Raw genomic sequence first — 22,666 nt, 5'->3', positions numbered from 1 at the left:
GCCCCCGGATGCAACCGGCCCGGACGGGAAAGCCCCGTCCCGGATGGTCCGGGACGGGGCGCAACACACTGGGCCGCGAAGCTAGAAGCGCTCGAATTCTCCGGAGAGTTCCGACGAACGCCCTTCTCCCTTGCCCGGCGCCAGGCCCGGCAGCGGCTGCGCGCGGAATGAGGTTCCGTACCCGCCGCCGTTGTCGCTGTAGCGGAAGTACCCCACGATCTCGATCAATTGCTCGGCCTGGCCGGAGAACTCCTCCGAGGTGGAGGACATTTCCTCGGCGGACGCGGCATTGGCCTGGACCACCTGGTCGAGCTGGTTGACGGCCATCGAGATCTGGTCCGCATTCGAGGAGAGTTCGTCGTTGGCCGCCGCGATCTCGCGGATCATTTCGGATGTATGCCTGATGTCCGGGACCATCTCGCCGAGAAGGTTGCCCGCGTTTTCCGCCACGTCCACGCTGTTCTGGGAAAGGACGGATATCTCCTGGGCCGCTGCGCCGCTGCGTTCGGCCAGCTTGCGCACCTCGGCGGCGACCACGGCGAATCCCTTGCCGTGCTCCCCGGCCCTGGCGGCCTCGATCGCGGCGTTCAGGGCCAGCAGGTTGGTCTGCCGCGCGATTTCCTCGATGATCAATATCTTTTCGGCGATGTCCCGCATGGCCGTGACGGTCTGCTTCACCGCGGCTCCGCCCTTCTCGGCCCGCTGCGCCGTCCGGCCGGCGATCTCGTCGGTCTCCCGGGCGCTCTTCGCGTTGATCTTGAGCGCCTCGGCCATGGTTTCCATGGACGAGGATATCTCCTCCACGGACGCCGCCTGCTCCGTGGCCCCCTGGGACACGGCTTCCGAAGTGCCGGAAAGCTCCTCGCTGCCGCTGGACACGGCCGCAGCCCCTTCCTTGATGGACGCAGCCACCTCGCGCAACTTGTCCCGCATGAACAGCAGCCGTTCGGTCAGCCTTCCGATCTCGTCCCGGGAATCCACGGTCATCTCGGCATCCAGGTCGCCGGAGGCGATCCGGTCAGCAAAGGCCACCCCCTTGAGCAGGGCCCGGACAATGGCCCGGGAGAGAAGCACGAAGGCGGGGAGCAGCAGAACCAGGGCGGCCAGGAATACCCCTATGGAGACCCACAGGGAGCTGTGCAGCGCGGTCCGCATCCCGGAGGTGGCCTCGGCCGACTCCTGCCGGATGGAGTTGGCGATGGTGTCCAGCTCAGCGGTGATCACCTCCCCTTCGGCGTCCAGGGAATCGTCGATCGCGGTGAAAGCCTCTACCGTCTCCTTCTCGGCCTTTTCTCCTCTTTCGATCAGATCCTTGAGATCCACGCTCACCTTTTGTTCGAAACGGGGCAACGCCTCGGCGATTGCGGCCACCGCGTTCCGTTCCGCCGCAGTGGACGCCGAGGCTTCAAGCCCGGACAGATACCGCCGCATCGCCGAGGACTGGTCCGCGATGATCTTGAGCCGCTCGTCGGAGATATGCCCGTCAGCCCGGTCGATGATGGCGTCCATGGCCGCCAGGGTGAGCCTGGTCAGCGACAGCTCCGCCTTCAGGGCCTGCCCCGTAGCCTCCATCTCGCCCCGGCCGGAAAAGCTCCGTTCGAGTTCAACGAGATTCTTTTCCATCAGTTCCCCGGCCTGGTCCAGGACATCGTCCATCTCGGCGAACTCGGCGTCCATCTCCTCCTGGCGCCTGCCCGAGGTCTCAATCAAATTCCTGAGCCGCACCCGGACCGCGTCGGTAAAATGCTGCAGCGAAGCTTCAACCCTGCCGAGCGCCGCCTGCTCCTCGGGCGAATCCATCATCCGCTTCAGCGTCTGCCCATTGTTCAGCAAAAAATCGCTCGTTTCATCGATCTCCTTCATACGCTCCGGCTCGATGGTCCCCGAGTCCTTGTCGACAATGGAGTCCATGGCGGCCAGGAGCAATTTGGAATGGGCCAGGCGCATCGCCTCCACCGTGCTCAATTGCCCCTGGCGTTCGATCAGGAGGTCGGCCCCGCCGGAAACGACGCCGTTACTCCACATAATAACCGCTCCCAACAAAAGCAGCGCCAGGGTCACTCCCGACCCAAGGAAAGCCATTTTCCATTTCAAAGACATGTTTCCCTCACAAGGTTTAATTCAAACGTGTCATATCTTTATCCTAATCGTCACATTTATTTCAACTATTTAATATTATGTTCACGCAATCCACGTAAACGGATTCTCCCTGCCGCCTCCCCGCCCTTGCCTCCGCCGAACGGTACACGTATGCTCTTCCATTCGACAAATCACCCAAGGAGACCACTTGATGAAGATAGCCGTACTGGGCGCGGGCGCATGGGGCACCACGCTGGCCGACATGCTCGCCAAAAACGGACGGGACACCACCCTGTGGGCGCGCGAGCCCGAGGTGGCAGCAGACATCCGAAAACATCGGGAGAACCGGGTCTTCCTGCCCGGCGTGACCCTGTCCGAACACCTTGCGGTCGAGTCCGACCCGCAGACCGCCTTTGACGGGGCGGACTACTTCCTGGTGGTCATCCCCAGCCAGTTCATCCGCCCGGCCCTGGCCGGGTTCCGCGACCTGCTCCCGGAGCGGCCGGTGATCGTCAACGCCTCCAAGGGCATCGAGCTGTCCTCGCTGGCCCCGGTGTCCCGCGTGGTCGCCGAGGCGCTCCAGGGCAAGGCCCCGCGCTACGCGGCCCTGTCCGGCCCGTCCTTCGCCGCCGAGGTGTCCAGGGACATGCCCACCTCGGTCTCGCTGGGTTGCGAGGACCACGACCTGGGCCGCGAGCTCCAGGAGGCCTTCTCCACCCCGTATTTCCGCGTCTACTACACCCCGGACTTCCGGGGCGTGGAGCTGGGCGGCGCGGTCAAGAACGTCATCGCCATCGCGGCGGGCATCGCCGACGGGCTGGGCTTCGGCCACGACGCCAGGGCGGCCCTGATCACGCGCGGCCTGGCCGAGCTGAGCCGTCTGGGCGAGGCCATGGGCGGCCAGGAGCGGACCTTCATGGGTCTGTCCGGCATGGGCGACCTGGTCCTGACCTGCACCGGCGACCTGTCGCGCAACCGCCAGGTGGGCCTGAAGCTCGGCCAGGGCAAGAGCCTGGACGAGATCATCGGCGAGATGAAGGCCGTGGCCGAGGGCGTCAAGACCACCCAGTCCCTGCACGACCTGGCCGCCAAGCTCGAAGTGGAGTTGCCCATTACCGAACAGGTCTATAAGATACTCTATGAAGGCAAGGACCCGGCCGAGGCCACCACGGACCTGATGAGCCGGGATTTGAAGGATGAATAACCGGGGAGCCGCCATGCGGAACATTGTCACCGCCACCATTTTCGCCACGTTGTTCGCGGCCGCCCTGCTTCTCGGCGGCTGCTCCAAGCCCTGGACCCACCCCGACTATTCGGGCGCGACCCTGGACCGCATGTTCAAGGAGGACTCGGTCCGGTGCCAGGTCGTGGCGGGCGAGAAGTACCCGCTGGACAAGCACGGGCAGAACAGGGAATTCCTTCTGTGCATGGCCGACAAGGGCTGGAACTACCACCCGGACGGCGAGGGCATCACCTTCCAGACCAAGCCGCGCTAGGCGGGGGCCGCCATGGCTGACGGACCGATTCTCGTACTCGGCTCCACGGGCTACGTGGGCGGGCGGCTGGTGCCGCAGCTGCTGGCGCGCGGCCATCGCGTGCGGGCGGCGGGGCGCAGCGTGGACAAGATCCGCGCCCGCTCCTGGGGCGACAAGGTCGAGGCCGTGCGCGCGGACATGCACGACCCGGAAAGCCTGAAAAAGGCGGTCGAGGGGTGCAGCGCCTGTTTCTACCTGGTCCACTCCATGGCCCATCCGAACCGCGACTTCGCGGAGCAGGAGCGCGACGCGGCCTACAACATGGTCCAGGCCGCAGGGCACGCGAACCTGTCGAGGATCATCTACTTGGGCGGCCTGGGCGAGGACCGCGAGGACCATCCCCTTTCCAAGCACCTGCGCTCGCGGGCCGAGGTGGGCCGCATCCTGGCCCTGGGCCCGGCCAGGGTGACCATCCTGCGCGCGGCCCAGATCATCGGCTCGGGCTCGTCCTCCTTCGAGCTGGTCCGCTACCTGGCCGACCGGCTGCCGTTCATGATCACCCCGGCCTGGGTGCGCACCAGGACCCAGCCCATCGCCATCCGCAACGTCCTCGGCTACCTGACCGGGTGCCTGGAGAACGAGGCCACGGCCGGGCTGACGCTGGACATCGGCGGGCCGGACGTCATGTCCTACCAGGAACTTTTCCATCTCTACTCCGAGGTGGCGGACATCCCCCGACGGCGGCTGCTGCCCCTGCCCTTCGTCACCCCCCGGCTGTCCTCCTTCTGGGTCTCCCTGATCACCCCGGTGCCCATGGCCCTGTCCCGCGCGCTCATCGAGGGGCTCAGGAACGAGGTCGTCTGCCGGGACGACCGCATCCGCGAGCTCGTGCCCCAGGAGCTGCTCTCCTGCCGCGAGGCCATCCGCCGCGCCCTGGAAAAGACCAAACAACAGGCCGTGGAGACCTGCCTGTTCGACGTGGGCTCGGCCTGCATGCCCGAGTGGGCCTCGGCCGACGACCCGCTCTACGCGGGCGGCACCCGGTTCGAGATGGGCTACAGGGCCCGGCTCCAGGGCGACCCGGACAAGGTCTGGGAACAGGTGGCCCGCATCGGCGGGGAACAGGGCTGGTATTTCGGCGACCCGCTGTGGCGGCTGCGCGGCTTCATCGACCGGCTCCTGGCCGGGCCGGGCATGAAGCGGGGCCGCCCGCGCGGCGACGCGCCCCCGCGCGTGGGGGACGCCCTGGACTTCTGGCGGGTGCTGGCCTCGGACAAGGGACGGCGGCTCCTGCTCCTGGCCGAGATGCGCCTGCCCGGCGAGGCGCTCCTGGAATTCAAGATGGATGCGCAGTGGGAGAACGCCGTGGACCTGTCCATGACCGCCAAGTTCCTGCCGCGCGGCCTGACCGGCATCCTCTACTGGTACGCCATGTATCCCTTCCACGTGGTGCTCTTCAAGAACATCATCGAGAACATCTCCGACCTGGCGGGCACCACCCTGTACGAGCCCGCCCGGAGGGTGCGCTAGCTGTGACCAAACCGCTCAGAACGGGCCGGACCACCGGCTCCTGCGCCTCGGCCGCAGCCATGGCCGGGGTGCGCTTTCTGCTGACCGGCGAACGCCCGGAGACCGTGGACGTGCCCCTGCCGCCCGGCGGCGTCCTGGCCGTGCCCATCGAACGCTTCGAGCTCGAGGACGGCGGGGTGCGCGTGACCGTGGTCAAGGACGGCGGCGACGACCCGGACGTGACCCACGGCCACGACATCCAGGCCGTGGTCCGCCTGGAGCCCGGCGAGGCCGCCCCGCCCATCGTCGTCCTCGACGGCGGCCGGGGCGTGGGCCGCGTGACCCTGCCCGGCCTGCCCGTGGCCGTGGGCGAGCCCGCCATCAACCCCGAGCCGCGCAGGCAGATCGAAATGGCGGTCCGCCTGGCCGCCGGCGGATTTGCGGGCCGCATCCTGGTGACCGTCGAGGTTCCGGAGGGCGAGACCATCGCCCGGGCGACCATGAACCCACGCCTGGGCATCGTCGGCGGCATCTCCATCCTCGGCACCCAGGGCATCGTCAAGCCGTACTCCCACGACTCCTGGAAGGCGACCATCGAGGAGGGGTTGAGCGTGGCCCGCGCCCTGGGGCTCGACCGCGCGGTCTTCACCACGGGACGGCGCAGCGAGCGGTTCTACCTGGACAACTTTCCCGAAACCCCGGAGACGGCCCTGATCCAGGCCGCCGACTTTTTCGCCTTCTCCATGCGGGCCGCGGCACGGCACGGCTTCTCCGAGGTCGTCTGGGCCGTGTTCTTCGGCAAGCTGGTCAAGCAGGCCCAGGGGCTGGAATACACCCACGCCCGGACGCACCCCGTGGACTTCAACCTGCTGGCGAAACGGTGCCTGGAGGCCGGGATGGACCCGGCACGCGTCCCGGAGGTGCGCGGGGCCAACACGGCGGTCCAGGCGCTCGGCTCGCTGGAGGGCGATCCGGCCCGTGACAACCTCCTCAAGTTGCTGATAAGGGAAGCCGCAGGCCATGCCGAATGGTACGCAGGCAGGCATTGTACGGTTTCCTATACGGTGTTCGACTTCGACGGCCGCGCCCTTGGAGACTAGGCCCGGAGCACGGCTCATGCCGCGCCCGGCCGGAACCAAAACAGGATGAAGGGGCGCATATGCCGGTTCTTTCCGTCGTGATCCCGAGCCATGACTATGGCCGGTTCAGCGACAGGCTCTTCGGTTCCCTCGCGGCGCAGACCACGGGGCTGGGCGACGTGGAAATCATTTTCGTGGACGACGCGAGCGGCGACGACTCCGTGGCCCGGGCCGAGGGCTGGGCCGGGCGGCTCGACTGCGAGCGGTTCGTCGTCGAGCGGCTCGACCGCGTGGGCAGGCCCGGTCCGGTGCGCAACCACGGCCTGGCCCTGGCCCGGGGGCGCTACCTGTTCTGCCTGGACCCGGACGACGCCCTGCTGCCGGACTTCATGGCCCGGTGCATCAAGGCGCTCGACGCCAACCCCGGCATCTCCGGGGTCTATCCCGACTATTTCGAGTGCACCCCGGAGGAGCGGCGCGAGACGCGGCTGCCCGACTTCAACCAGGGGCTGCTGCGCATGCAGAACATCCTGCCGCCCCCGACCGTGTACCGCCGCGAACTGTGGGAGGCGGGGGCGCGCTACCCGGCCAACACCGACTACGAGGACTGGGACTACTGGGTGCAGTGCGTGGCCGCCGGAGCGCGGTTCCTGCACATCCCCGCCCCCCTCTACGAATACCATTTCCACGGGGACAACTTCTCCTACCAGGCCCGGGAGCACGACGGCCCGGCCAAGGCCGCCATCGTCCTGAACAACCCCGGCTTCTTCCACCCCGTGGTCGTCCAGTGGGCCGAGGATTTCGGGCGCGGCCGCCTCTACGCCCAGCCCTTCACCCGAGGCCACATCCCCGGCCCCGACGACGTCCGCGAACTGCTCAAGACGGTCGAGGGCAAGGTCCTGACCGTCCCGGGGTTCTAGCGCGCGGCCCGGCCGCACGGACAAAAAAAGGCCGCCCCTCGGGGCGGCCTTTCGTTTCTCGCCGTTTATTCGCCTTTCTGGAAGGCCTCCCAGTCGGCCAGGAACGTGGCCAGACCCTGGTCGGTCAGGGGGTGGTGCATGAGCTGGGTGATCGTGGAGTACGGCAGGGTGATGACGTCCGCGCCGATCAGCCCGGCCTCGAGCACGTGCAGGGGGTGGCGCACCGAGGCCACCAGGATCTTGGTGTCGAAGGCGTAGTTGTCGAACAGGGTCCGCATCTGGTCCACGCCCTCCATGCCGGACTGGCTCAGGCCGTCCAGCCTGCCCACGAAGGGCGAGACGTAGGTGGCCCCGAGCTTGGCCGCCAGCAGGGCCTGGGTGGGCGAGAAGACCAGGGTCACGTTGGTCTTGATGCCCCGTTCGGTCAGTTCGCGCAGGGCCTTGAGCCCCTCGGGGATCATCGGGATCTTGACCACCACGTTGGTGCCGAAGGAGACCAGGTCCTTGGCCTCCTTGATCATCTGCTCGTGGCTGGTGCCGATGACTTCCAGGGAGACCGGGCCGTCCACCATCTCGCAGATGAGCGCGGCCTGCTTGCGCCAGTCGCCGCCCTCGCGGGACATGAGCGTCGGATTGGTGGTCACGCCGTCGAGCAGGCCGAGTTCACCCACTTCGCGGATCTGGTCCAGGTTGGCGGTATCGAGAAAGAATTGCATGGTTCCTCCTAAGTGGTGGGGCAGGACGCTCCGGGGTTTGCTGGGGAGTGATAACATAAACAAAATAAAGTGGAAAGCTTCTGCAAACGTTTTCGCCCCCTGCGCATTGTCCTTCCCCCCCGGCCCGGTTTCGTTTACATTGGCACAATGACCAAGATGGAACCCGTCCGCATCATCGGGCTGCCCCCCGGCTCCCTCACCCCCACCGGTACCGCCGCCAAGGCCCTGGCCGAGGCCGACCTGGTGGTCGGCGGCACGCGCCTGCTCGCGGCCTGCCCGGACACGCTGATCCCGGAAGGCGCCCACCGCCTGGCCATCGCCGGGCCGCTCAAGCCGATCATCGAGGCCGTGCGCAAGAACGCCCACAAGGGACGCAAGGTCGTGGTCCTGGCCGACGGCGACCCGCTCTTCTTCGGCATCGGCAAGCGGCTGGGCGAGGAACTGGGCCGGGAGAACCTGCTGGTCGAGCCGAGCCTGTCCACGGTGCAGCTGGCCGCAGCCCGGCTGGCCCTACCGTGGCAGGACATGGACTTCGTCTCCCTGCACGGGCGCGACGACTTTTCCCCGCTGTACGCCGCCCTGGTCCGGGCGGACCTGATCGCGGTCTTCACCGACGCGGTGAACACGCCCGCCGAGGTGGCCCGCGCCCTGCTCGAACGCGGCGCGGACTGCTTCTCCATGACCGTGCTCGAAAATTTGGGCGCGGCGGACGAGCGCATCCGGCCCCTGGCCCTGCCCGAGACCTGGGGCATGGACTTCTCGCCGCTCAACCTGGTCATCCTGGAGCGCCAGTATCCGCCGGAGATCGCCCTGTCGCTGGGCATCCCGGACCATTTCTACCTGCACCAGAAGAACCTGATCACCAAGCTGCCCGTGCGCGCGGCCGGGCTGGCCCATCTGGGCGTGGCCCCGGACTCCACGGTCTGGGACCTCGGCGCGGGCTGCGGCTCCGTGTCCATCGAGGCCTCGCACCTGGCGCGGCGCGGCCGGGTCTTCGCGGTGGAGCGCAACAAGACCCGCGCGGCCATGATCCGCGAGAACATCCGGCGCACCGGGGCATGGCTGGTGGACGTGGTCCTCGGCAGCATGCCCGAGGCGCTGGACGGGCTGCCCGAGCCGGACCGCATCTTCATCGGCGGCGGGCTGGGCGGGGAAGCCAACCAGGACACCGCCCTGCTCGAAACCGCCTGCCGTCGGCTTGCGCCGCGAGGGCGGGTGGTGATCCACTGCATCCTGCTCGACTCGCTGCACGCGGCCAAGGACCATTTCCAGTCCCTGGGCTGGTACTTCGGCGTGACCCAGCTCCAGGCCTCGGCCACGGATTCCCTGGCCGGGGACCTGCGCTTCAAGGCGCAGAATCCGGTCTTCGTGCTCTGGGCCGAAAAGCCCTAGCGGATCTCCACGCCCGATTCCTCCAGGAACGTCCGGACCTGGCGGCAATACTTGTCCACCAGCCGATCGTAGGTGCCGTCCCGGCGGATGGCCGCGAGGCCCTTGTCGAAACGGGCCAGGAGTTCGCTCGCGCCGGGGTAGGCCCTGGAGACCATGAGGTGCTGCGGGTTGAGGTTCCAGGGAGTGGGGGTGGACCCGAAAAGATCCGCGCGGCTGGGGAAGATGCGGTTGATCAGGGTCCAGCCCACCAGTTCGTCCTCGGCGAACAGGGCGGCGCGCAGCTCCCACAGCCTGCGCACGCCCGAGGCCTCGCCCGGGGCGTAGTCCACGGCGAGCCCCTTTTTCTTGAAGATTTCCTCGTAGTAATGGCCCGAGGTCCCGGCGATGGTGTAGTCGCGCAGGGCCTCCAGGGAGGTGTAGTCGAAGTCGCCCATCCGCCCCTTCATGTAGAAGAAGACGTTGCGGCAGACCCAGATGGACTCGCTGAACCAGGCGTACTCGGCGCGCTTGTCCGTGCGGGCGTAGGGGTAGGCCCCGAAGGCGTCGCCCTCCCGGACCATCAGGGCGCACCGCCGCCAGGGGCGGTACAGGATCTTCGTCTCCACCCCGGCCTCGGCAAAGGCGGCCTGGACGATCTCGGTCAGCAGGCCGGGCCATGCCCCCTTGGACAGGACGTAGGGCGGGTACTCGTCGGTCACGAGGACCACCGGCCCCTGCGCCCGGGCCGGAGCCGCGCCCGGGAGGGGCAGGATCAGGCTCAGGCAGGCGAGGAGGACGAAGAGGGATATCCGGGACATGCTGCACATTAACACGCTCCCACCTGCTTTGCCTCTATTTTTTTGCCCCGGCCCGCAGCTAGGTGTGGCGCACCCGGAGCGCATATATTACCCTGCGGACCATGCCCGAAACCCGTAGCCCATCCGACCCGCTTCGCTCTTCGGCGCGCCCGGTCCGCTCCCTGTTCTCCTGGGCCCTGTACGACTGGGCCAACTCCGGGTTCGCGGCCCTCGTCCAGACCTTCGTGTTCGCGGCCTACTTCGCCCGCGCCGTGGCCGAGGACGAGACCCTGGGCACGGCCTGGTGGGGTAACATGATGGGCGTGGCCGGGCTGGTCATCGGCCTGGGCGGCCCCCTGCTCGGGGCCGTGGCCGACCGCACCGGACGGCGCAAGCCGTGGCTGGCGGCCTTCACCGGCCTGTGCATCGCGGCCACCGGGCTGCTCTGGTTCGTCCGGCCCGACCCGGCCTGGACCTGGCCCGCCCTGCTCCTGGCCGGGGCCGGAACCCTGGGCAGCGAGTACGCCATGATCTTCTACAACGCCATGCTCCCGGACCTGGCCGACAAGACGCGCATCGGACGCTGGTCGGGCTGGGGCTGGGGGCTGGGCTACGCAGGCGGGCTGGTCCTGCTGCTCGTCGCCCTCTACGGCCTGGTCCAGCCGCCGGGCTGGTTCGGCGTGCCGCGCACGGACGCCCTGAACGTGCGCGCGGTCATGCCCCTGACCGCCCTGTGGTACCTGGTCTTCTGCCTGCCGCTTTTCCTGTTCACCCCGGACGCGCAAAGCGCGCGCATCCCGCTTGCACGCGCCGTGGCCGAGGGCGCGGCCCAGCTGCGCCGCTCCCTTCGCAACCTGCGCGGCCACCGGCCCATCGCCCTGTTCCTGCTGGCGCGCATGTTCTACAACGACGGGCTGACGACCATGTTCGCCTTTGGCGGCATCTACGCGGCTGCGGCCTTCGGCATGACCCCGAGCGAGGTCATCGTCTTCGGCATCGGCCTGAACGTGACCGCCGGACTGGGCGCGGCCTCCTTCGCCTGGCTGGACGACCGCCTGGGGCCCCGGCCGACCATCATCCTCTCCCTGATCGGGCTGACCGTGCCCGGCGCGGCCATCCTGCTGGTGAAAAGCAAGACCCTGTTCTGGATTTTCGGGCTGGCAATCGGTATATTCGTGGGGCCGGTCCAGGCATCGAGCCGGTCCTGGCTGGCCCACGCGGCCCCGCCCGAGGTGCGCACCGAGATGTTCGGACTCATGGCCCTGTCCGGCAAGCTGACCTCGTTCCTCGGGCCGTTCCTGGTGGGCTGGCTGACCCTGGCCACCGGCAGCCAGCGGCTGGGCATGTCCGCCGTGGTCGTGCTCTTCGTCCTCGGCCTGGTCGGCATGCTCTTCGTGCCCGCCGCCAACCGCAATCAGGAGTGAATCATGTCCGACTTCCGCTTCGAACTGACCGACGGGGAAAAACGGTACCTCAAGGATCTGGTGGTCCGGTCCATTTCGTCGGGCCTGGGCATCGGCGACGGCCCGAACCGGCCGCCCGAGCCGCCCACGGACAAGCTGCGCGAGCACCTGGGGGCGTTCGTGACCCTCAAGATCGACGGCAACCTGCGCGGCTGCATCGGCAACGTCCAGGGTTCGGACGCGCTGTACCGCACGATCTGGGACATGGCCCGGTCCGCCGCCTTCCGCGACCCGCGCTTCCCGCCGCTGGACGAGGACGAGTTCCGGCGCATCGAGTACGAGATCTCCATCCTCAGCCCCATCGAACCGTGCCCGGACCCGGAGCTGGTGGAGGTCGGCCGCCACGGGCTGATCATGAGCGCCCACGGCCGCTCGGGCCTGCTCCTGCCCCAGGTCCCGGTGGAGTGGCATTGGGACCGCGAGACCTTTCTGGCCCAGACCTGCCACAAGGCCGGGCTGCCGCGCGACGCCTGGAAGGACCCGGACACGACCATCTTCTGGTTCGAGGCCGAGGTCTTCTGACGTTCAAAGCAACCGGGAATTCTCCTATCGACAGTGGTAGTTGTTCCTGTGTATAGATTCCTCAAGAAATGGATGACCGGCGATCCCGCCGATCCGCCGTGCAGACCGCCCGCAGGCAAGGTGCTCCATGGCCGTGAAGCCCGGAAAGGAAATCAACATGATCGCCCCGGCCGAGACCAAGGTCTTGAAGATGCCGGGCGTGCAGCTGCGCGTTTCCCTGGGCAAAAACGTGGTCATCCGGGTCCCCGGCGCGGACCACTCCTACCGGGGACGCATCGTGGGCTTCGACCCCTACGACTACCTCATCGTCTCGGTCCGGCTGCCGGGCCGCATCCGCGACCAGCTGGTCCTGGGCGGCGAGATCGTCGTCAAGTACATCCACCAGGGCACGGTCTACGGGTTCAAGACCACGACGTACAACGCGGTCACCTCCCCCACCTCGCTGGTTTTCTTCGCCTACCCGACGGTCATCGAGAAGGTGGAGCTGCGGCGGGACACCCGGACCCGGTGCAACATCGACGGCAGGCTTCAGGCCGAGGACGCCGAGTACGAGTGCCTGATCGTCAACATCAGCGCCACGGGCTGCAAGGCCACGGTCCGCGCGGGGGCGCGGGACCCCATCACCCGGCTCGAAGTGGGCGACACCCTGCTGGCCATCGTCAACCTGGGGACCGAGGGCACGCTCAAGCTGCCCATCGTGGTCCGGAACATCCAGCGGGAGCAGGGCCTGCACACCATTGGGGCCATGTTCCTCGATCTGAACGACGTGGAAGAGGAGCGTATCGGAACGTACCTGGAGAGAATGCGCAGACTGACCCGCTAACCCACCGGACGCCGGCATGATAAAGAAAATTCCCATAGAAGCCCTGAAACCCGGCATGGAAGTGGTCCAGGTGCCCGGAGAGCTCTGGCAGCACCTGCCCTATCTGTACACCGACCCCGGCATCATCGAATCCGAGGCCGAGGTGGCCCGCCTCATGGAGCTGGGCTACAGGGAGGTCTTCGTGGCCACTGAGGAACCGGACGGGTTGTCCGACGAGACCCACCTGGACCGGCTCATCTCCGGCTGCGGGCTCGGCCGCGAAATGCCCGTGCGCACGCCCTTCGACCAGGCCATCTCCTCGGCCAGGGTCACCTACGAGGACGCCATGGTCCACGCCATGCAGATCGTCCAGGGCGCCAAGCTCGGGCGCAAGATGGACTACGCAACCTCGCTCAAGACGGCCAGCGCCATCGTGGAGTCGGCCGTGTCCAACCCCGACACCCTGGTCTGCCTGGCCAAGCTGTCCCAGTTCGACGACTACACCTACACCCACTGCATCAACGTGGCCGCCATCAGCGTGGTCTTCGGCGAATTCATCGGCATGTCCCGCGACGAGCTGACCCTGCTCGGCGTGGCCGGGATGATGCACGACCTGGGCAAGACCACGGTCCCGGCCCGGATCATCAACAAGCCCGGCCCCCTGACCGGCCCCGAGCGCGACGAGGTCCGTCGCCATCCCCAGTTCGGCTGCGACATCCTGCGGCACAACGGCGACATCCCGGACCGCGTCCTGCAGGCCGTCATGCACCACCACGAGCGGTACAACGGCTCGGGCTATCCCGACGGGCTGACGCGCAAGGACATCCCGGCCTTCGCCCGCATCCTCTGCCTGGCCGACGTGTACGACGCCCTGACCTCGGACCGCTGCTACAAGAACGCCATCCTGCCCAACAAGGCGCTGGGCATCATGTACGGCATGCGCGACCAGGACTTCGACCCCACCGAGGTCCAGCTGTTCATCAAGTGTCTGGGCATCTTCCCGGCGGGCAGCTTCGTGCGCCTGAACACCGGCCAGTACGCCCTGGTCTTCGAGACCAACTCGCGCGAGCCGCTGAACCCGAAGATCCGTATCGTCATGGACGAGGAAATGAAGCCCATCCATACCCGCGACGTGGACCTGACCGACCAGCCCGAAGGCGCCGGGGCCATCGAGATACTGGAGTGCGCCGACCCCTCGGCCTATCGCAAGAACCTCATGAACTACCTGACCAGGAACTGACCCGCCCCTCCGGAGACTCCCGATGCTGGACAAGAACATATGGCTTGGCGTGATCGTGCTGACGGTCCTGCTCTACGGTTTCAAGTGGTGGCTCGGACGCAGCCGGAAGGTGAAGGTCTACCGGGTCTCGCCCCAGTCCCTGAAGCGGGCCAAGGAGGTCGTGGTCGGCGTCCTGCCCCTGGTGGAGGACGGCGAGAGCTTTCCCCTGGACGAGCGGCGGCTCGTCTACTCCAAGGAAGACATCAAGAGCGCGGCCAAGATCATGGCCTATTATTTCTGGAAGAAACGGCAGCACGACGAGTTGTCCCGGGTCAAGAACTGCTTCGTGTCCCTGGCCCGGTTCCAGGACAACGGGCTGGACCTGGAGTCCCAGGAACGGCGGGCGTCCCGCGAGCGTGCCCGGCTGGAGCGCGAGCTCAACTACTACATGACCCACTCGCCCTTCAACGCCCGGCGCGGCGTCTAGGCGCTCAGTCCTCTTCCAACCCGGCCTTGCGGATCTCGGCGAAGCGCGCCTTCAACCGGCCCAGGATGTGGTCGTACCCCTCGGGCGTGTGCGGGATCAGGCAGGTGGTGCAGTCCTTGACCCCGGAGTCGAGGATCACGTAGTTGCCGCCGCACTCCTCGAAGAAGTAGAGCGGGCAGAAACAGAACAGGCAGTTGAACCGCTCCGGCCGCCTGGTCTTGTGGCAGGGAAAGTACTCGCAGTCCGTGTTGCTGAAAAACCGATGGCTGTTTTGCATGTCAACGGAACTGTACCTGCTTGACGGGCGGCTCGCAATCCTCGTCCGAGGGGAACTCGGCAAAGGGGAAGGGCCGCCGGTTGTCGTTCAGGGTGGCGTAGCGCATGATGCGGTAGCCGTATTGAGCCAGTCCGTTGCAAAACCGCCTGAGCGGCTCGCTGCGTTTTTTGGCCACGAGCAGGTAGGCGTACTGGAACAGGGTGGCCACCTCGATGATCAGGGTCAGGACCTCGAAGAAGATGAGGCAGACCAGGGTGACGATGAGGCGCTTCAGGATCTCGCCCCGGTTCACTGTGGTCGCGCGCGTTTCCGTGGACATGGGATACCCTCCGGTTGTCGTTTGCTCGTACCCAACCTACCCCATCCCGTCCGTCCTGTACAATCGCTTCCCCTTCCCTGGCCGGTTTCCCGCCCGGGCATGCCATCTTAACAGGGCCGTCACGCCGCCGTGACGCCCCCTTGCCTCCACGGCGCTACCCTGCCTCCGGCCACCCCGGAGTCCCCATGAGCATACTGCAAATCCGATACTGCGCCCGGTGCGGCGGCAAGACCTACCACCGCTTCCTGAGCCGCCTGCGCTGCCGGTTCACGCCCCAGGCCCGCTGGCTGTGCGTGTCCTGCGACAAGCGCGACCGCGAGCTGCGCCGCCGGGCGACGTCCCTCGGCCTGGACGGGGGGCTCGCCGTCGAGCCGGACCGTGCGTAACCCCCGCCGTGCGGGCCTTTCCGGGTCGGCTGCGCGCTTCCCTTTTCAAAACCTCGGTTTACCCGTAGGCTTGGGAGCGCAACCCCAACCGCAAAAGGAGCCCCATGATCGAAGACGTGAACCTGGCCGTGTACATTTCGGGCATCACCCTGTTGGCCCTGGTGGCCTACCTCTGGCTGCACGTCAGAGTGACCTCTTTCAAGGAAAGCCGCGTCCGGCGCATCAAGCATCTGCTCAAGGACCCGGAAACGCGGTCGGCCATGCCCACCGACGTGCTGTCCGACAAGGAGGAGCGGCAGGACCGGCACGACATCATCAAGGGCGTCCAGTCCCGGTTCACCATCATCCGCCGGGCGCTGACCCTGTGCGTGTTCGCGGCCTGGGCCGTGGCCCTGACCTTCCCGTTCATCGGCAAGCTGCCGAGCACCATGCTGTCCATCCTCATCGCCGTGACCACGGCCGTGGTCGGCATCGCGGCCCGGCCCCTGGTGGAGAACATGATCTCCGGCATCGTCATCAGCTTCTCCAAGCAGCTGCGCGTGGGCGACACCCTGATGATGGACGGCCAGTACGGCACGGTGGAGGACATCTCCATTACCCACACCAAGATCAAGACCTGGGACTGGAAGCGGTACGTCATCCCCAACAGCCGCATGCTCAACAAGGAGTTCGTCAACCTGACCCTGAACGACTCCCTGCTCTGGGCCTATCTCGAATTCTCGGTGTCCTACGACGCGGACCTGGAGGAGGTCAGCGACATCGCCACGCGCGTGGCCGGGCAGAGCCGGCACCACAACGCCCAGGAACCACCGCAGTTCTGGGTCATGCGCATGGACAAGGAGAGCGTGACCTGCTGGGTGGCCGCCTGGGCGGACTCTCCGGCCGAGGCCTGGAACCTCAAGAGCGACATCGCCGTCCGCCTCATCCGCGAATTCCGCGAGCGCGGCATCCCCACCCACATGAATCAGGTCCACCTGAACGGGAGTCCGGCCCCGGCCTGATCCGGGTCCCACGAACCGCGCCGCGCGACGCCCGGCCCCCGACTCTGGACATTTCGCCTATTCTCCCGCACAGTTCCGCAGACAGACGTATGATCACTCGTTGAACACAGTAACAACACAAACTCTCTCCGCGTTGCAGCCTGCAAAGGATAACGACAGCCATGCGCTTCAACAACCTGTCGGTGAAAACCCGGCTCTCCATCGGCTTTTCCCTCCTGTCCCTGATCTTCATCGGATTCGCGATCTTCCAGAACCGGGCGGTGGACGAACTGTCCGAGCTCGAGCAAACCCAGGGCAAGGCCGCCGACGAGCTGTCCGCCCTGCTCGAAATCGATTCCCGGCTGGAATCCATCAACGGCTATTTCTCCCGCGCACTGCTCCGGCAGAACGCTGCGGAAGCGGAAAAAAAGGTGGCGGACATGCGTTCGCATGCCGAGGAGGACCTCGGCCTGATCAAGACCCTGGGCGGCCAGCTGGGCATGGAGGAGAACGTGGACCAGTTCGCCAAGGCCTACAACAACCTCCTCGACCTCATGGGCAAGGACCTGCTCAACATGCTGAACGACTACGGCACCAGCCGACTGCGGCTGGCGTCCATGAGCGACCGCATGGACAAGTATTTTCAGGCGGCAATGACCCAGGTAGACGCCCTCCAGGCCAGCCTGAAGGAGCGCATCGACCGGCAGCAGGCCGAATTCCGGCAGACACGGGACGAGCTGCTGCGGACCACGGCCATCCTCACCGCCGCGTGCGTGCTGGCCTCGATCCTCCTGTCCGTGCTCATCGCCCTGGGCATCTCGCGCCCGGCCAAAAAGGCCCTGGTCTTCGCCAGGGAGATCGCCAAGGGGAATTTCCAGGCCAGGCTCGACGTCCGTCAGAAGGATGAGATCGGGCAGTTGTGCGCCTCCCTGGTCGCCGTCACCGACGCGCTCAAGGGCATGTCCGACCGGTTCGAGGAGACCGCCGAGGCCATCATGGTCGGCAAGCTGCGGACCACGGCCCCGGCCGACGGGCTCGAGGGCGAGTTCGCCCGCATTCTCGGCCGGAGCAACGAGATCGCCCAGGCCCTGGTCCGATACCTGGATACCATCCCCCTGCCGGTCATGACCGTGGACACGGATCTCAACGTCCTGTTCCTGAACGAGACCGGCCGGACCCTGGGCGGATTCGAGGACCATGACGTCTACCGCGCCCTCCGCTGCCACGACATCTTCAGGACCTCGGACTGCCGCACCGAGAACTGCGCCTGCACCACCAGCATGCGCACGGGCAAGATGGAGACCTCGGAGACCGACGCCCACCCGGGGGGCAAGGACCTGGACATCAAGTACACGGGCAAGCCCATCCTCGACGCCAAGGGGAACGTGGTCGGCGCGGTGGAGATCGTGGTGGACCAGACAGGGATCATGACTCTGCAGCGCAAGAACGCCCACCTGGCCCAGCAGGCGGCGGACATCTCCCGCATCCTGGCCGACTCGTCCTCGGCCCTCGCGGTGCAGGTGGAGCAGGCCAGCCAGGGCACCCGGGTCCAGAACGAACGGACCGCCGAGACGGCAACAGCCATGGTGGAGATGAACGCCACGGTCCTGGAAGTGGCCCGCAACGCCGGACGGGCGGCCGACAACACCAGCCAGACCCGGCTCAAGGCCGGGGAGGGCGCGGAGGTGGTCAACCACGTGGTCAAGGCCATCCGCGAGGTGCAGTCCCACGCCGACCGGCTCAAGGAGGACATGACCGGCCTGGGCAAACAGGCCGACTCCATCGGGAACATCATCGAGGTCATCTCGGACATCGCGGACCAGACCAACCTGCTGGCGCTCAACGCGGCCATCGAGGCGGCCCGCGCGGGCGAGGCGGGCCGGGGCTTCGCCGTGGTGGCCGACGAGGTCCGCAAGCTGGCCGAAAAGACCATGGCCGCCACCACCGAGGTGAACAACGCCATCCACGCCATCCAGCAGGCCAGCCGGACGAACATCGCCTCCACGGACACGGCCGCCCGCGCCGTGGGCGAGAGCACCAAGCTGGCCGACCGGGCCCTGGCCATGCTCGACGAGATCGTGGCCTACTCGGACGACTCCTCGGAACAGGTCCAGTCCATCGCCGCCGCCTCGGAACAGCAGTCCGCCTCGGCCGAGGAGATCAACCGGGCCACCGAAGACATCAGCCGGGTCTCCGTGGAGACCAGCCAATCCATGGCCAAGGCCGCCGAATCCGTGGGCGACCTGCAACGCATGGTCATCGAGCTGGACAACCTCATCCAGCAGATGGTCGCCTAGCCGCTAGAAAACAACACCCCCGCCGACAATGGCGAGGGTGTTTGTTTGCGCCATCCGGCCGACGCCCCCGCCAGCGGCAAAGCGCGGGCGGCCCGGCCGCCCCTATGCGCCCAGCCACTTGACCCACAGCTTGCGGGTTCTGGGCCCGTGGAATTCGCAGAAATAGATCTTCTGCCAGGTACCGAGCCGGATGTCCCCGCCCTCGACGATGACCATCTGGTCGCAGCCGAACAGGGAGGACTTGATGTGCGCGTCGGAATTCCCCTCGGCGTGGCGGTAATCGCCGCTGCGCGGCACCAGCTTGCACATGTTCACGAGGATGTCCCGGACCACGTCCGGATCGGCCCCTTCGTTGATGGTGACGGCCCCGGTGGTGTGCGGGCAATACAACAAGAGCGCCCCGTCGGACCATCCGTTCCCGCTGATCACGCGCCGTACGGCGGAGGTGATGTCCACCATCTCTTCGCGTTCGCGCGTCCGGATACTGAGTGTTTCCATACTGTCCGTTCCGGTTGAAGTTAATCATATCGTTCAGATAAAGAGTGCTGCCATCATGCACGAGTCGGCGACGGCGGACAACCTCGCCAAAGGAAGCTTGTCTTCCGGTGCCGGGTCTGTGCACAATGAAGCCTGGGACGCCGTTGCCCTGAACATTTATACTGAGTCATTGCATGAAACGTACATTGGTTTTGATCGCGCTCCTTGTGTTTCTGACCGGCCCGGCGAGACCGGCATCCGCGGAACGCCTCGTCACGGTAGCCTTCCCTCTTTTTGCGCCGTATCGGACACTGGAAAATGGCCGACCCGCCGGGCTCGTGGTGGCCTTGCTGGACGATGTCGCGAAGCGGATGGGATTCAAGGTCAAATTTGTGGAAGTGAGTTTTCATCGGGCAATGTACATGCTCGACAATGGCGACGTGGACATCATGCCGGGCTTGTTCAAGCGAAAGGACAGGGAAGAGCGGTATCTTTATGTCGAGACGCCGTACCGTTACGAAAGAACGAGCTTTTTTGTCCTGAGAGACGGCCCGAGGATCGATTCGTACGACGACCTGCGCGGGCTGACCATAGGGACCTTGGAAGAGGTGAAATATTTCGATCGGTTTGACAATGACGATACGCTGACCAAGAAACCGGTTCTTTCCGACATGCTCAATATCAGGAAGCTCCTGGAGGGACGCATCGACTGTTTCGCCATGGCCGGAGAGGTCGCCAAACAGAAGATCGTCATGGCCGGGGCCGAAAAGAGCATCGTCCAGGCCGCCTTCCGGCCCGCCCAAAAGGATGGCGTTTATCTGGTCTTCTCTCGCCGCTCCCCCAACAAGGACCTGGTGGAAAAACTGAATGAAACGCTTTCCGCCATGGAAAAGGAGGGAGAATTGAGCAGGCTCTACCAACGGTATTTCGGGTATTAGGCGCCGATCGTCTTGATCGCCACACCGGCGGCATGCGTCGGACCAGCCGTTCCCGGCAAGGCCCGGCGGGCGCGGCCCCAACGGTTTCGTCCTACTCCGCCGGGGGCAGGGCCACGTCGGCGATGATCGGGCGATGGTCCGAATAGATATCCGGACCGACCATGAAATCCCGAGGCGTCGCGCCGTTGCGGGTCACAACGTGGTCGATGGACAGCGGCACGGGGATGCCCCGGTACTCGTCGTAAAAGGTCCAGCCGTAGCCGCTCGCCGTTTCTTCGAAGACATCGTGGAACCCGCCCCAGGCCTCCCTGAAAATCCGGCTCTGCCGGGGCATGTTGAAGTCCCCGGCAACCACTACCGGCAGGTGAGAGAATTCCACCAGGGACGCCACCAGCATGGAGGCATGCTCGCGCCCCGAGGTCTCGCCCTTGAGCATGGCCGCCTTGGCCGGGTCCACGCCCACGTCTCGGCTGATGACGTTCTGCAGGCCGTACCGGGCGCTGGGGAGATGCACCGCGCAAAAGAGGAACTTGCCCTGCGGCGCGTCGACCACCGCGCTCAGCCCGCTCAACCGCTTGTTCAGATGCGGCGGGTGGGCGGCCCAAACGGCCTTGCCCCGCTCAAGAGGGTATCGGGAATAGATGGCCACCCCGTGTTCCCTGTAGGCGTGCCACCCCGGGAGGATGGGCAGGGCGAACCACTTGGGCAGCTCCTGCAGGGCCACCACATCGACGCTCAGGTTCGTGATCAGCGCGGCGAGGGCATCCCGGTTGATATGCCCGTCCTTGGTATTGCAGGACAACACCCGTATGCTCGCTCCTGGCGCGGCCGAGGGGGAGCCGAGGACCACGTTCCAGCCGAGAAGCGGCCACAGAAAGACGACCAGGGACAAGCCCAGGGGAAGAAGCAGGAACCGCCTGCGGAACAAGGCCAGGGGGATGAGCGCGACCAGCGGCAGCCCCAGCATCCACCGGGGCCCGAAGAGCAGCAGGGTGGCCGGCCACCAGCGGTCGCCCAGCGCCCACATCAGGAGGGTGGCCGCAACGATGCAAACCAGATAGAGCCAGACCAGTGACGAAAGGATGGGCTTGGATGTCTGCATGAGTCCGGGGGGGGATTCAGCGGTCGCCTGTCGCATGTTCTCGGGACATGCCCGACCTATAGCGCACCGCACATCCGGGAGACAACCCCCATTCCCGTCAGGCGCGGTACATATGCCGGAAATCCTTGTCGTACAGCAGCGAACGGGCCTTGCCCGCGTCCTCGCGCCCCTGTCCGGGCAGGACCAGGAACACGGTCTGGCGGGTGAAGCCGTTTTCGCGCGCCGCACGCGCCAGCTCAGCCAGTTCGGTCTCCACGACCTTCTCCTCGGGCCAGCCCACCCGGTAGGCCATGACCACCAGGGTCGAAGCGGCCAGGCCGCCCGCCAACAGCTCCCGCTGCACGCCCTCGGGGTCGCCCGCCGACAGATAGATGCACATGGCCGAGCCGTGGGCCGCCAACTTGCGCAGCCCCTCGCCCTCGGGCACCGGCGTCTTGCCTTCCAGCCGGGTGAAAATCAGCGTCTGGGTCACCTCGGGCACGGTGTACGACCGCCTGGCCGCAGCCGCGGCCGCGAACCCGGCGGTCACGCCCGGCACCACCGCATACGTGATCCCGGCCGCGTCCAGCAGGGCCATCTGCTCGCGGACGGCCCCGTACAGCGACGGGTCGCCGGTGTGCACGCGGGCGACCATCCCGCCCGAGGCCACGGTCTCGGCCATGAGCGCGTGGGTCTCCTCCAGGCTCATGGGCGCGGAGTCGGCCACCTGCGCCCCGTCCCTGGCCCCGGCCACCACCTCGGCGGGCACCAGGGACCCGGCGTAGAGCACCAGGTCCGCCTCGCCGATGAGCCGCCGTCCCTTAACCGTCAACAGCTCCGGGTCGCCCGGTCCGGCCCCGATGAAATACACGTCCGCCATCACAGCACCTTGCGCATGAAGTCAGGGTTGATCCGCAGTCCGTTGACCGCGATGAGGGCGCACGCCTCGGCGTCCGAGGCCGCGTTGTGGTGGTTCAGTTCGATGCCCAGGTGCGCGCACACGCTCGGCAGCTTGTTCGAGGCCAGCTCCCACGTCTTGCGGGCCAGCTGCACCGTGCACAAAAACGGCTGCTCCGGCGCGGTCCGGCCCGATTCGCGGCAGCAGGTGTGCAGCACCGACTTGTCGAAGGCCGCATTGTGCGCCACCAGGAAGTCCGCGCCCTGGAAATAGACCTCCAACTCGGGCCACAAATCCCCGAAGCTCGGCTCGTCGCACACGTCCGACCAGTGGATGCCGTGCACGCGCACGCAAAAAGGATTGAACTTGGCCCTGGGCGGGCGGATCAAACGGTAGTCCCGGGCCACGATCTCGCCCCGTTCCACCACCACGATACCCAACGCGCACGCCGAATCCCGCTTCGGGTCCGCCGTCTCGAAATCAATCGCCACAAACCGCACGTCGTCCAATGTGGGCATAGGGAGCCTCCGGCGGCCGGGGGAAGGGGAGGGAAAACCCTTTGAAAAGGGTTCTT

At 66.5% G+C, this 22,666-nt stretch carries 24 protein-coding genes; 15 read left to right on the top strand and 9 right to left on the bottom strand.

Annotation, left to right across the window (positions count from 1 at the left end):
* Nucleotides 1–81: 81 nt before the first annotated feature.
* Nucleotides 82–2,025, bottom strand: coding sequence for a methyl-accepting chemotaxis protein (locus tag AB6M95_RS11980; protein WP_371386990.1), 1,944 nt, complete (start codon nucleotides 2,023–2,025; stop codon nucleotides 82–84).
* A 265-nt stretch (nucleotides 2,026–2,290) separates the two neighbouring features.
* Here AB6M95_RS11980 and AB6M95_RS11975 point away from each other — a divergent pair, with 265 nt between their 5' ends.
* From AB6M95_RS11975 to AB6M95_RS11955, 5 genes are read left to right on the top strand one after another with little or no spacing between them, the layout of a single operon-like run.
* The gene (locus tag AB6M95_RS11975; RefSeq protein ID WP_371386989.1) at nucleotides 2,291–3,283 is read left to right on the top strand and encodes an NAD(P)H-dependent glycerol-3-phosphate dehydrogenase; all 993 of its coding nucleotides are present in this window, start codon (nucleotides 2,291–2,293) and stop codon (nucleotides 3,281–3,283) included.
* A gap of 13 nt (nucleotides 3,284–3,296) precedes the next feature.
* Complete coding sequence (locus tag AB6M95_RS11970) at nucleotides 3,297–3,575, top strand: hypothetical protein (RefSeq protein WP_371386988.1); 279 nt, start codon at nucleotides 3,297–3,299, stop codon at nucleotides 3,573–3,575.
* A 12-nt stretch (nucleotides 3,576–3,587) separates the two neighbouring features.
* Nucleotides 3,588–5,084, top strand: a complete 1,497-nt coding sequence (locus AB6M95_RS11965; RefSeq protein ID WP_371386987.1) for an SDR family oxidoreductase — start codon at nucleotides 3,588–3,590, stop codon at nucleotides 5,082–5,084.
* 2 nt (nucleotides 5,085–5,086) lie between these two features.
* Nucleotides 5,087–6,163, top strand: coding sequence for a cobalt-precorrin-5B (C(1))-methyltransferase CbiD (gene cbiD, locus AB6M95_RS11960; RefSeq protein ID WP_371386986.1), 1,077 nt, complete (start codon nucleotides 5,087–5,089; stop codon nucleotides 6,161–6,163).
* Between the two features lie 59 nt (nucleotides 6,164–6,222).
* Nucleotides 6,223–7,062 carry a glycosyltransferase family 2 protein gene (locus AB6M95_RS11955; protein WP_371386985.1) on the top strand — a complete coding sequence of 280 codons (840 nt, stop codon included), beginning with the start codon at nucleotides 6,223–6,225 and terminating at the stop codon, nucleotides 7,060–7,062.
* 65 nt (nucleotides 7,063–7,127) lie between these two features.
* Here AB6M95_RS11955 and fsa read toward each other — a convergent pair whose 3' ends face one another.
* Nucleotides 7,128–7,778, bottom strand: a complete 651-nt coding sequence (gene fsa, locus AB6M95_RS11950; protein WP_371386984.1) for a fructose-6-phosphate aldolase — start codon at nucleotides 7,776–7,778, stop codon at nucleotides 7,128–7,130.
* A 147-nt stretch (nucleotides 7,779–7,925) separates the two neighbouring features.
* On the opposite strand from fsa, the gene cbiE reads away from it, so the two are divergent.
* A complete protein-coding gene (gene cbiE, locus AB6M95_RS11945; RefSeq protein ID WP_371386983.1) occupies nucleotides 7,926–9,170 on the top strand; it encodes a precorrin-6y C5,15-methyltransferase (decarboxylating) subunit CbiE in 1,245 nt (414 codons plus the stop codon).
* Here the strand turns inward: cbiE and AB6M95_RS11940 are convergent.
* Nucleotides 9,167–9,976 (bottom strand): substrate-binding periplasmic protein, encoded by an 810-nt coding sequence (locus AB6M95_RS11940; RefSeq protein WP_371386982.1) that lies wholly within the window; start codon nucleotides 9,974–9,976, stop codon nucleotides 9,167–9,169. The two genes, cbiE and AB6M95_RS11940, sit on opposite strands and share 4 nt — an antisense overlap.
* A gap of 92 nt (nucleotides 9,977–10,068) precedes the next feature.
* Between AB6M95_RS11940 and AB6M95_RS11935 the strand changes: the two genes are divergently transcribed.
* From AB6M95_RS11935 to AB6M95_RS11915, 5 genes are all read left to right on the top strand, one after another.
* Nucleotides 10,069–11,370, top strand: coding sequence for an MFS transporter (locus AB6M95_RS11935; protein ID WP_371386981.1), 1,302 nt, complete (start codon nucleotides 10,069–10,071; stop codon nucleotides 11,368–11,370).
* 3 nt (nucleotides 11,371–11,373) lie between these two features.
* Complete coding sequence (gene amrA, locus AB6M95_RS11930) at nucleotides 11,374–11,931, top strand: AmmeMemoRadiSam system protein A (RefSeq protein WP_371386980.1); 558 nt, start codon at nucleotides 11,374–11,376, stop codon at nucleotides 11,929–11,931.
* Between the two features lie 127 nt (nucleotides 11,932–12,058).
* Nucleotides 12,059–12,754 (top strand): flagellar brake protein, encoded by a 696-nt coding sequence (locus AB6M95_RS11925; protein ID WP_371386979.1) that lies wholly within the window; start codon nucleotides 12,059–12,061, stop codon nucleotides 12,752–12,754.
* Nucleotides 12,755–12,770: 16 nt separating this feature from the next.
* Nucleotides 12,771–13,973: an HD-GYP domain-containing protein gene (locus AB6M95_RS11920; protein ID WP_371386978.1), complete on the top strand. Its 1,203-nt coding sequence runs from the start codon at nucleotides 12,771–12,773 to the stop codon at nucleotides 13,971–13,973.
* Between the two features lie 22 nt (nucleotides 13,974–13,995).
* Nucleotides 13,996–14,439: a hypothetical protein gene (locus AB6M95_RS11915; RefSeq protein WP_371386977.1), complete on the top strand. Its 444-nt coding sequence runs from the start codon at nucleotides 13,996–13,998 to the stop codon at nucleotides 14,437–14,439.
* A 4-nt stretch (nucleotides 14,440–14,443) separates the two neighbouring features.
* Here the strand turns inward: AB6M95_RS11915 and AB6M95_RS11910 are convergent, their stop codons facing one another.
* Both AB6M95_RS11910 and AB6M95_RS11905 read right to left on the bottom strand, forming a co-directional pair.
* Nucleotides 14,444–14,716 (bottom strand): cysteine-rich small domain-containing protein, encoded by a 273-nt coding sequence (locus AB6M95_RS11910; RefSeq protein WP_371386976.1) that lies wholly within the window; start codon nucleotides 14,714–14,716, stop codon nucleotides 14,444–14,446.
* Nucleotide 14,717: 1 nt separating this feature from the next.
* A complete protein-coding gene (locus AB6M95_RS11905) occupies nucleotides 14,718–15,035 on the bottom strand; it encodes a DUF4389 domain-containing protein (protein ID WP_371386975.1) in 318 nt (105 codons plus the stop codon).
* A 185-nt stretch (nucleotides 15,036–15,220) separates the two neighbouring features.
* Between AB6M95_RS11905 and AB6M95_RS11900 the strand changes: the two genes are divergently transcribed.
* From AB6M95_RS11900 to AB6M95_RS11890, 3 genes are all read left to right on the top strand, one after another.
* Nucleotides 15,221–15,421 (top strand): hypothetical protein, encoded by a 201-nt coding sequence (locus tag AB6M95_RS11900; protein ID WP_371386974.1) that lies wholly within the window; start codon nucleotides 15,221–15,223, stop codon nucleotides 15,419–15,421.
* Between the two features lie 104 nt (nucleotides 15,422–15,525).
* Complete coding sequence (locus AB6M95_RS11895; RefSeq protein WP_371386973.1) at nucleotides 15,526–16,422, top strand: mechanosensitive ion channel family protein; 897 nt, start codon at nucleotides 15,526–15,528, stop codon at nucleotides 16,420–16,422.
* Between the two features lie 161 nt (nucleotides 16,423–16,583).
* The gene (locus AB6M95_RS11890) at nucleotides 16,584–18,698 is read left to right on the top strand and encodes a methyl-accepting chemotaxis protein (protein WP_371386972.1); all 2,115 of its coding nucleotides are present in this window, start codon (nucleotides 16,584–16,586) and stop codon (nucleotides 18,696–18,698) included.
* A gap of 102 nt (nucleotides 18,699–18,800) precedes the next feature.
* On the opposite strand, the gene AB6M95_RS11885 is transcribed toward AB6M95_RS11890, so the two are convergent.
* Nucleotides 18,801–19,196 (bottom strand): secondary thiamine-phosphate synthase enzyme YjbQ, encoded by a 396-nt coding sequence (locus AB6M95_RS11885; protein ID WP_371386971.1) that lies wholly within the window; start codon nucleotides 19,194–19,196, stop codon nucleotides 18,801–18,803.
* A 173-nt stretch (nucleotides 19,197–19,369) separates the two neighbouring features.
* On the opposite strand from AB6M95_RS11885, the gene AB6M95_RS11880 reads away from it, so the two are divergent.
* Complete coding sequence (locus AB6M95_RS11880; RefSeq protein ID WP_371386970.1) at nucleotides 19,370–20,113, top strand: substrate-binding periplasmic protein; 744 nt, start codon at nucleotides 19,370–19,372, stop codon at nucleotides 20,111–20,113.
* A 91-nt stretch (nucleotides 20,114–20,204) separates the two neighbouring features.
* Here the strand turns inward: AB6M95_RS11880 and AB6M95_RS11875 are convergent, their stop codons facing one another.
* From AB6M95_RS11875 to AB6M95_RS11865, 3 genes are all read right to left on the bottom strand, one after another.
* A complete protein-coding gene (locus AB6M95_RS11875) occupies nucleotides 20,205–21,215 on the bottom strand; it encodes an endonuclease/exonuclease/phosphatase family protein (RefSeq protein ID WP_371386969.1) in 1,011 nt (336 codons plus the stop codon).
* 97 nt (nucleotides 21,216–21,312) lie between these two features.
* A complete protein-coding gene (gene cobM, locus AB6M95_RS11870; RefSeq protein WP_371386968.1) occupies nucleotides 21,313–22,074 on the bottom strand; it encodes a precorrin-4 C(11)-methyltransferase in 762 nt (253 codons plus the stop codon).
* Nucleotides 22,074–22,610, bottom strand: a complete 537-nt coding sequence (locus tag AB6M95_RS11865; RefSeq protein ID WP_371386967.1) for a 3'-5' exonuclease — start codon at nucleotides 22,608–22,610, stop codon at nucleotides 22,074–22,076. Before AB6M95_RS11865 ends, cobM begins: the two co-directional genes overlap by 1 nt.
* Between the last annotated feature and the right edge of the window lie 56 nt (nucleotides 22,611–22,666).

Origin of the sequence: Pseudodesulfovibrio karagichevae, assembly GCF_041414475.1 — a bacterium.
GTDB classification, from domain to species: Bacteria; Desulfobacterota; Desulfovibrionia; order Desulfovibrionales; family Desulfovibrionaceae; genus Pseudodesulfovibrio; species Pseudodesulfovibrio karagichevae.
This window is presented reverse-complemented; position numbering and strand designations above follow the sequence as displayed.

Bases quoted from the DNA above. Each gene is read 5' to 3' on its own strand.
- AB6M95_RS11980 (WP_371386990.1), bottom strand. From the start codon at position 2,025: ATGTGGAGTAACGGCGTCGTTTCCGGCGGGGCCGACCTCCTGATCGAA.
- AB6M95_RS11975 (WP_371386989.1), top strand. From the start codon at position 2,291: ATGAAGATAGCCGTACTGGGCGCGGGCGCATGGGGCACCACGCTGGCC.
- AB6M95_RS11970 (WP_371386988.1), top strand. From the start codon at position 3,297: ATGCGGAACATTGTCACCGCCACCATTTTCGCCACGTTGTTCGCGGCC.
- AB6M95_RS11965 (WP_371386987.1), top strand. From the start codon at position 3,588: ATGGCTGACGGACCGATTCTCGTACTCGGCTCCACGGGCTACGTGGGC.
- AB6M95_RS11955 (WP_371386985.1), top strand. From the start codon at position 6,223: ATGCCGGTTCTTTCCGTCGTGATCCCGAGCCATGACTATGGCCGGTTC.
- fsa (WP_371386984.1), bottom strand. From the start codon at position 7,778: ATGCAATTCTTTCTCGATACCGCCAACCTGGACCAGATCCGCGAAGTG.
- cbiE (WP_371386983.1), top strand. From the start codon at position 7,926: ATGACCAAGATGGAACCCGTCCGCATCATCGGGCTGCCCCCCGGCTCC.
- AB6M95_RS11940 (WP_371386982.1), bottom strand. From the start codon at position 9,976: ATGTGCAGCATGTCCCGGATATCCCTCTTCGTCCTCCTCGCCTGCCTG.
- AB6M95_RS11935 (WP_371386981.1), top strand. From the start codon at position 10,069: ATGCCCGAAACCCGTAGCCCATCCGACCCGCTTCGCTCTTCGGCGCGC.
- amrA (WP_371386980.1), top strand. From the start codon at position 11,374: ATGTCCGACTTCCGCTTCGAACTGACCGACGGGGAAAAACGGTACCTC.
- AB6M95_RS11925 (WP_371386979.1), top strand. From the start codon at position 12,059: ATGGCCGTGAAGCCCGGAAAGGAAATCAACATGATCGCCCCGGCCGAG.
- AB6M95_RS11920 (WP_371386978.1), top strand. From the start codon at position 12,771: ATGATAAAGAAAATTCCCATAGAAGCCCTGAAACCCGGCATGGAAGTG.
- AB6M95_RS11915 (WP_371386977.1), top strand. From the start codon at position 13,996: ATGCTGGACAAGAACATATGGCTTGGCGTGATCGTGCTGACGGTCCTG.
- AB6M95_RS11910 (WP_371386976.1), bottom strand. From the start codon at position 14,716: ATGCAAAACAGCCATCGGTTTTTCAGCAACACGGACTGCGAGTACTTT.
- AB6M95_RS11905 (WP_371386975.1), bottom strand. From the start codon at position 15,035: ATGTCCACGGAAACGCGCGCGACCACAGTGAACCGGGGCGAGATCCTG.
- AB6M95_RS11900 (WP_371386974.1), top strand. From the start codon at position 15,221: ATGAGCATACTGCAAATCCGATACTGCGCCCGGTGCGGCGGCAAGACC.
- AB6M95_RS11895 (WP_371386973.1), top strand. From the start codon at position 15,526: ATGATCGAAGACGTGAACCTGGCCGTGTACATTTCGGGCATCACCCTG.
- AB6M95_RS11890 (WP_371386972.1), top strand. From the start codon at position 16,584: ATGCGCTTCAACAACCTGTCGGTGAAAACCCGGCTCTCCATCGGCTTT.
- AB6M95_RS11885 (WP_371386971.1), bottom strand. From the start codon at position 19,196: ATGGAAACACTCAGTATCCGGACGCGCGAACGCGAAGAGATGGTGGAC.
- AB6M95_RS11880 (WP_371386970.1), top strand. From the start codon at position 19,370: ATGAAACGTACATTGGTTTTGATCGCGCTCCTTGTGTTTCTGACCGGC.
- AB6M95_RS11875 (WP_371386969.1), bottom strand. From the start codon at position 21,215: ATGCAGACATCCAAGCCCATCCTTTCGTCACTGGTCTGGCTCTATCTG.
- cobM (WP_371386968.1), bottom strand. From the start codon at position 22,074: ATGGCGGACGTGTATTTCATCGGGGCCGGACCGGGCGACCCGGAGCTG.
- AB6M95_RS11865 (WP_371386967.1), bottom strand. From the start codon at position 22,610: ATGCCCACATTGGACGACGTGCGGTTTGTGGCGATTGATTTCGAGACG.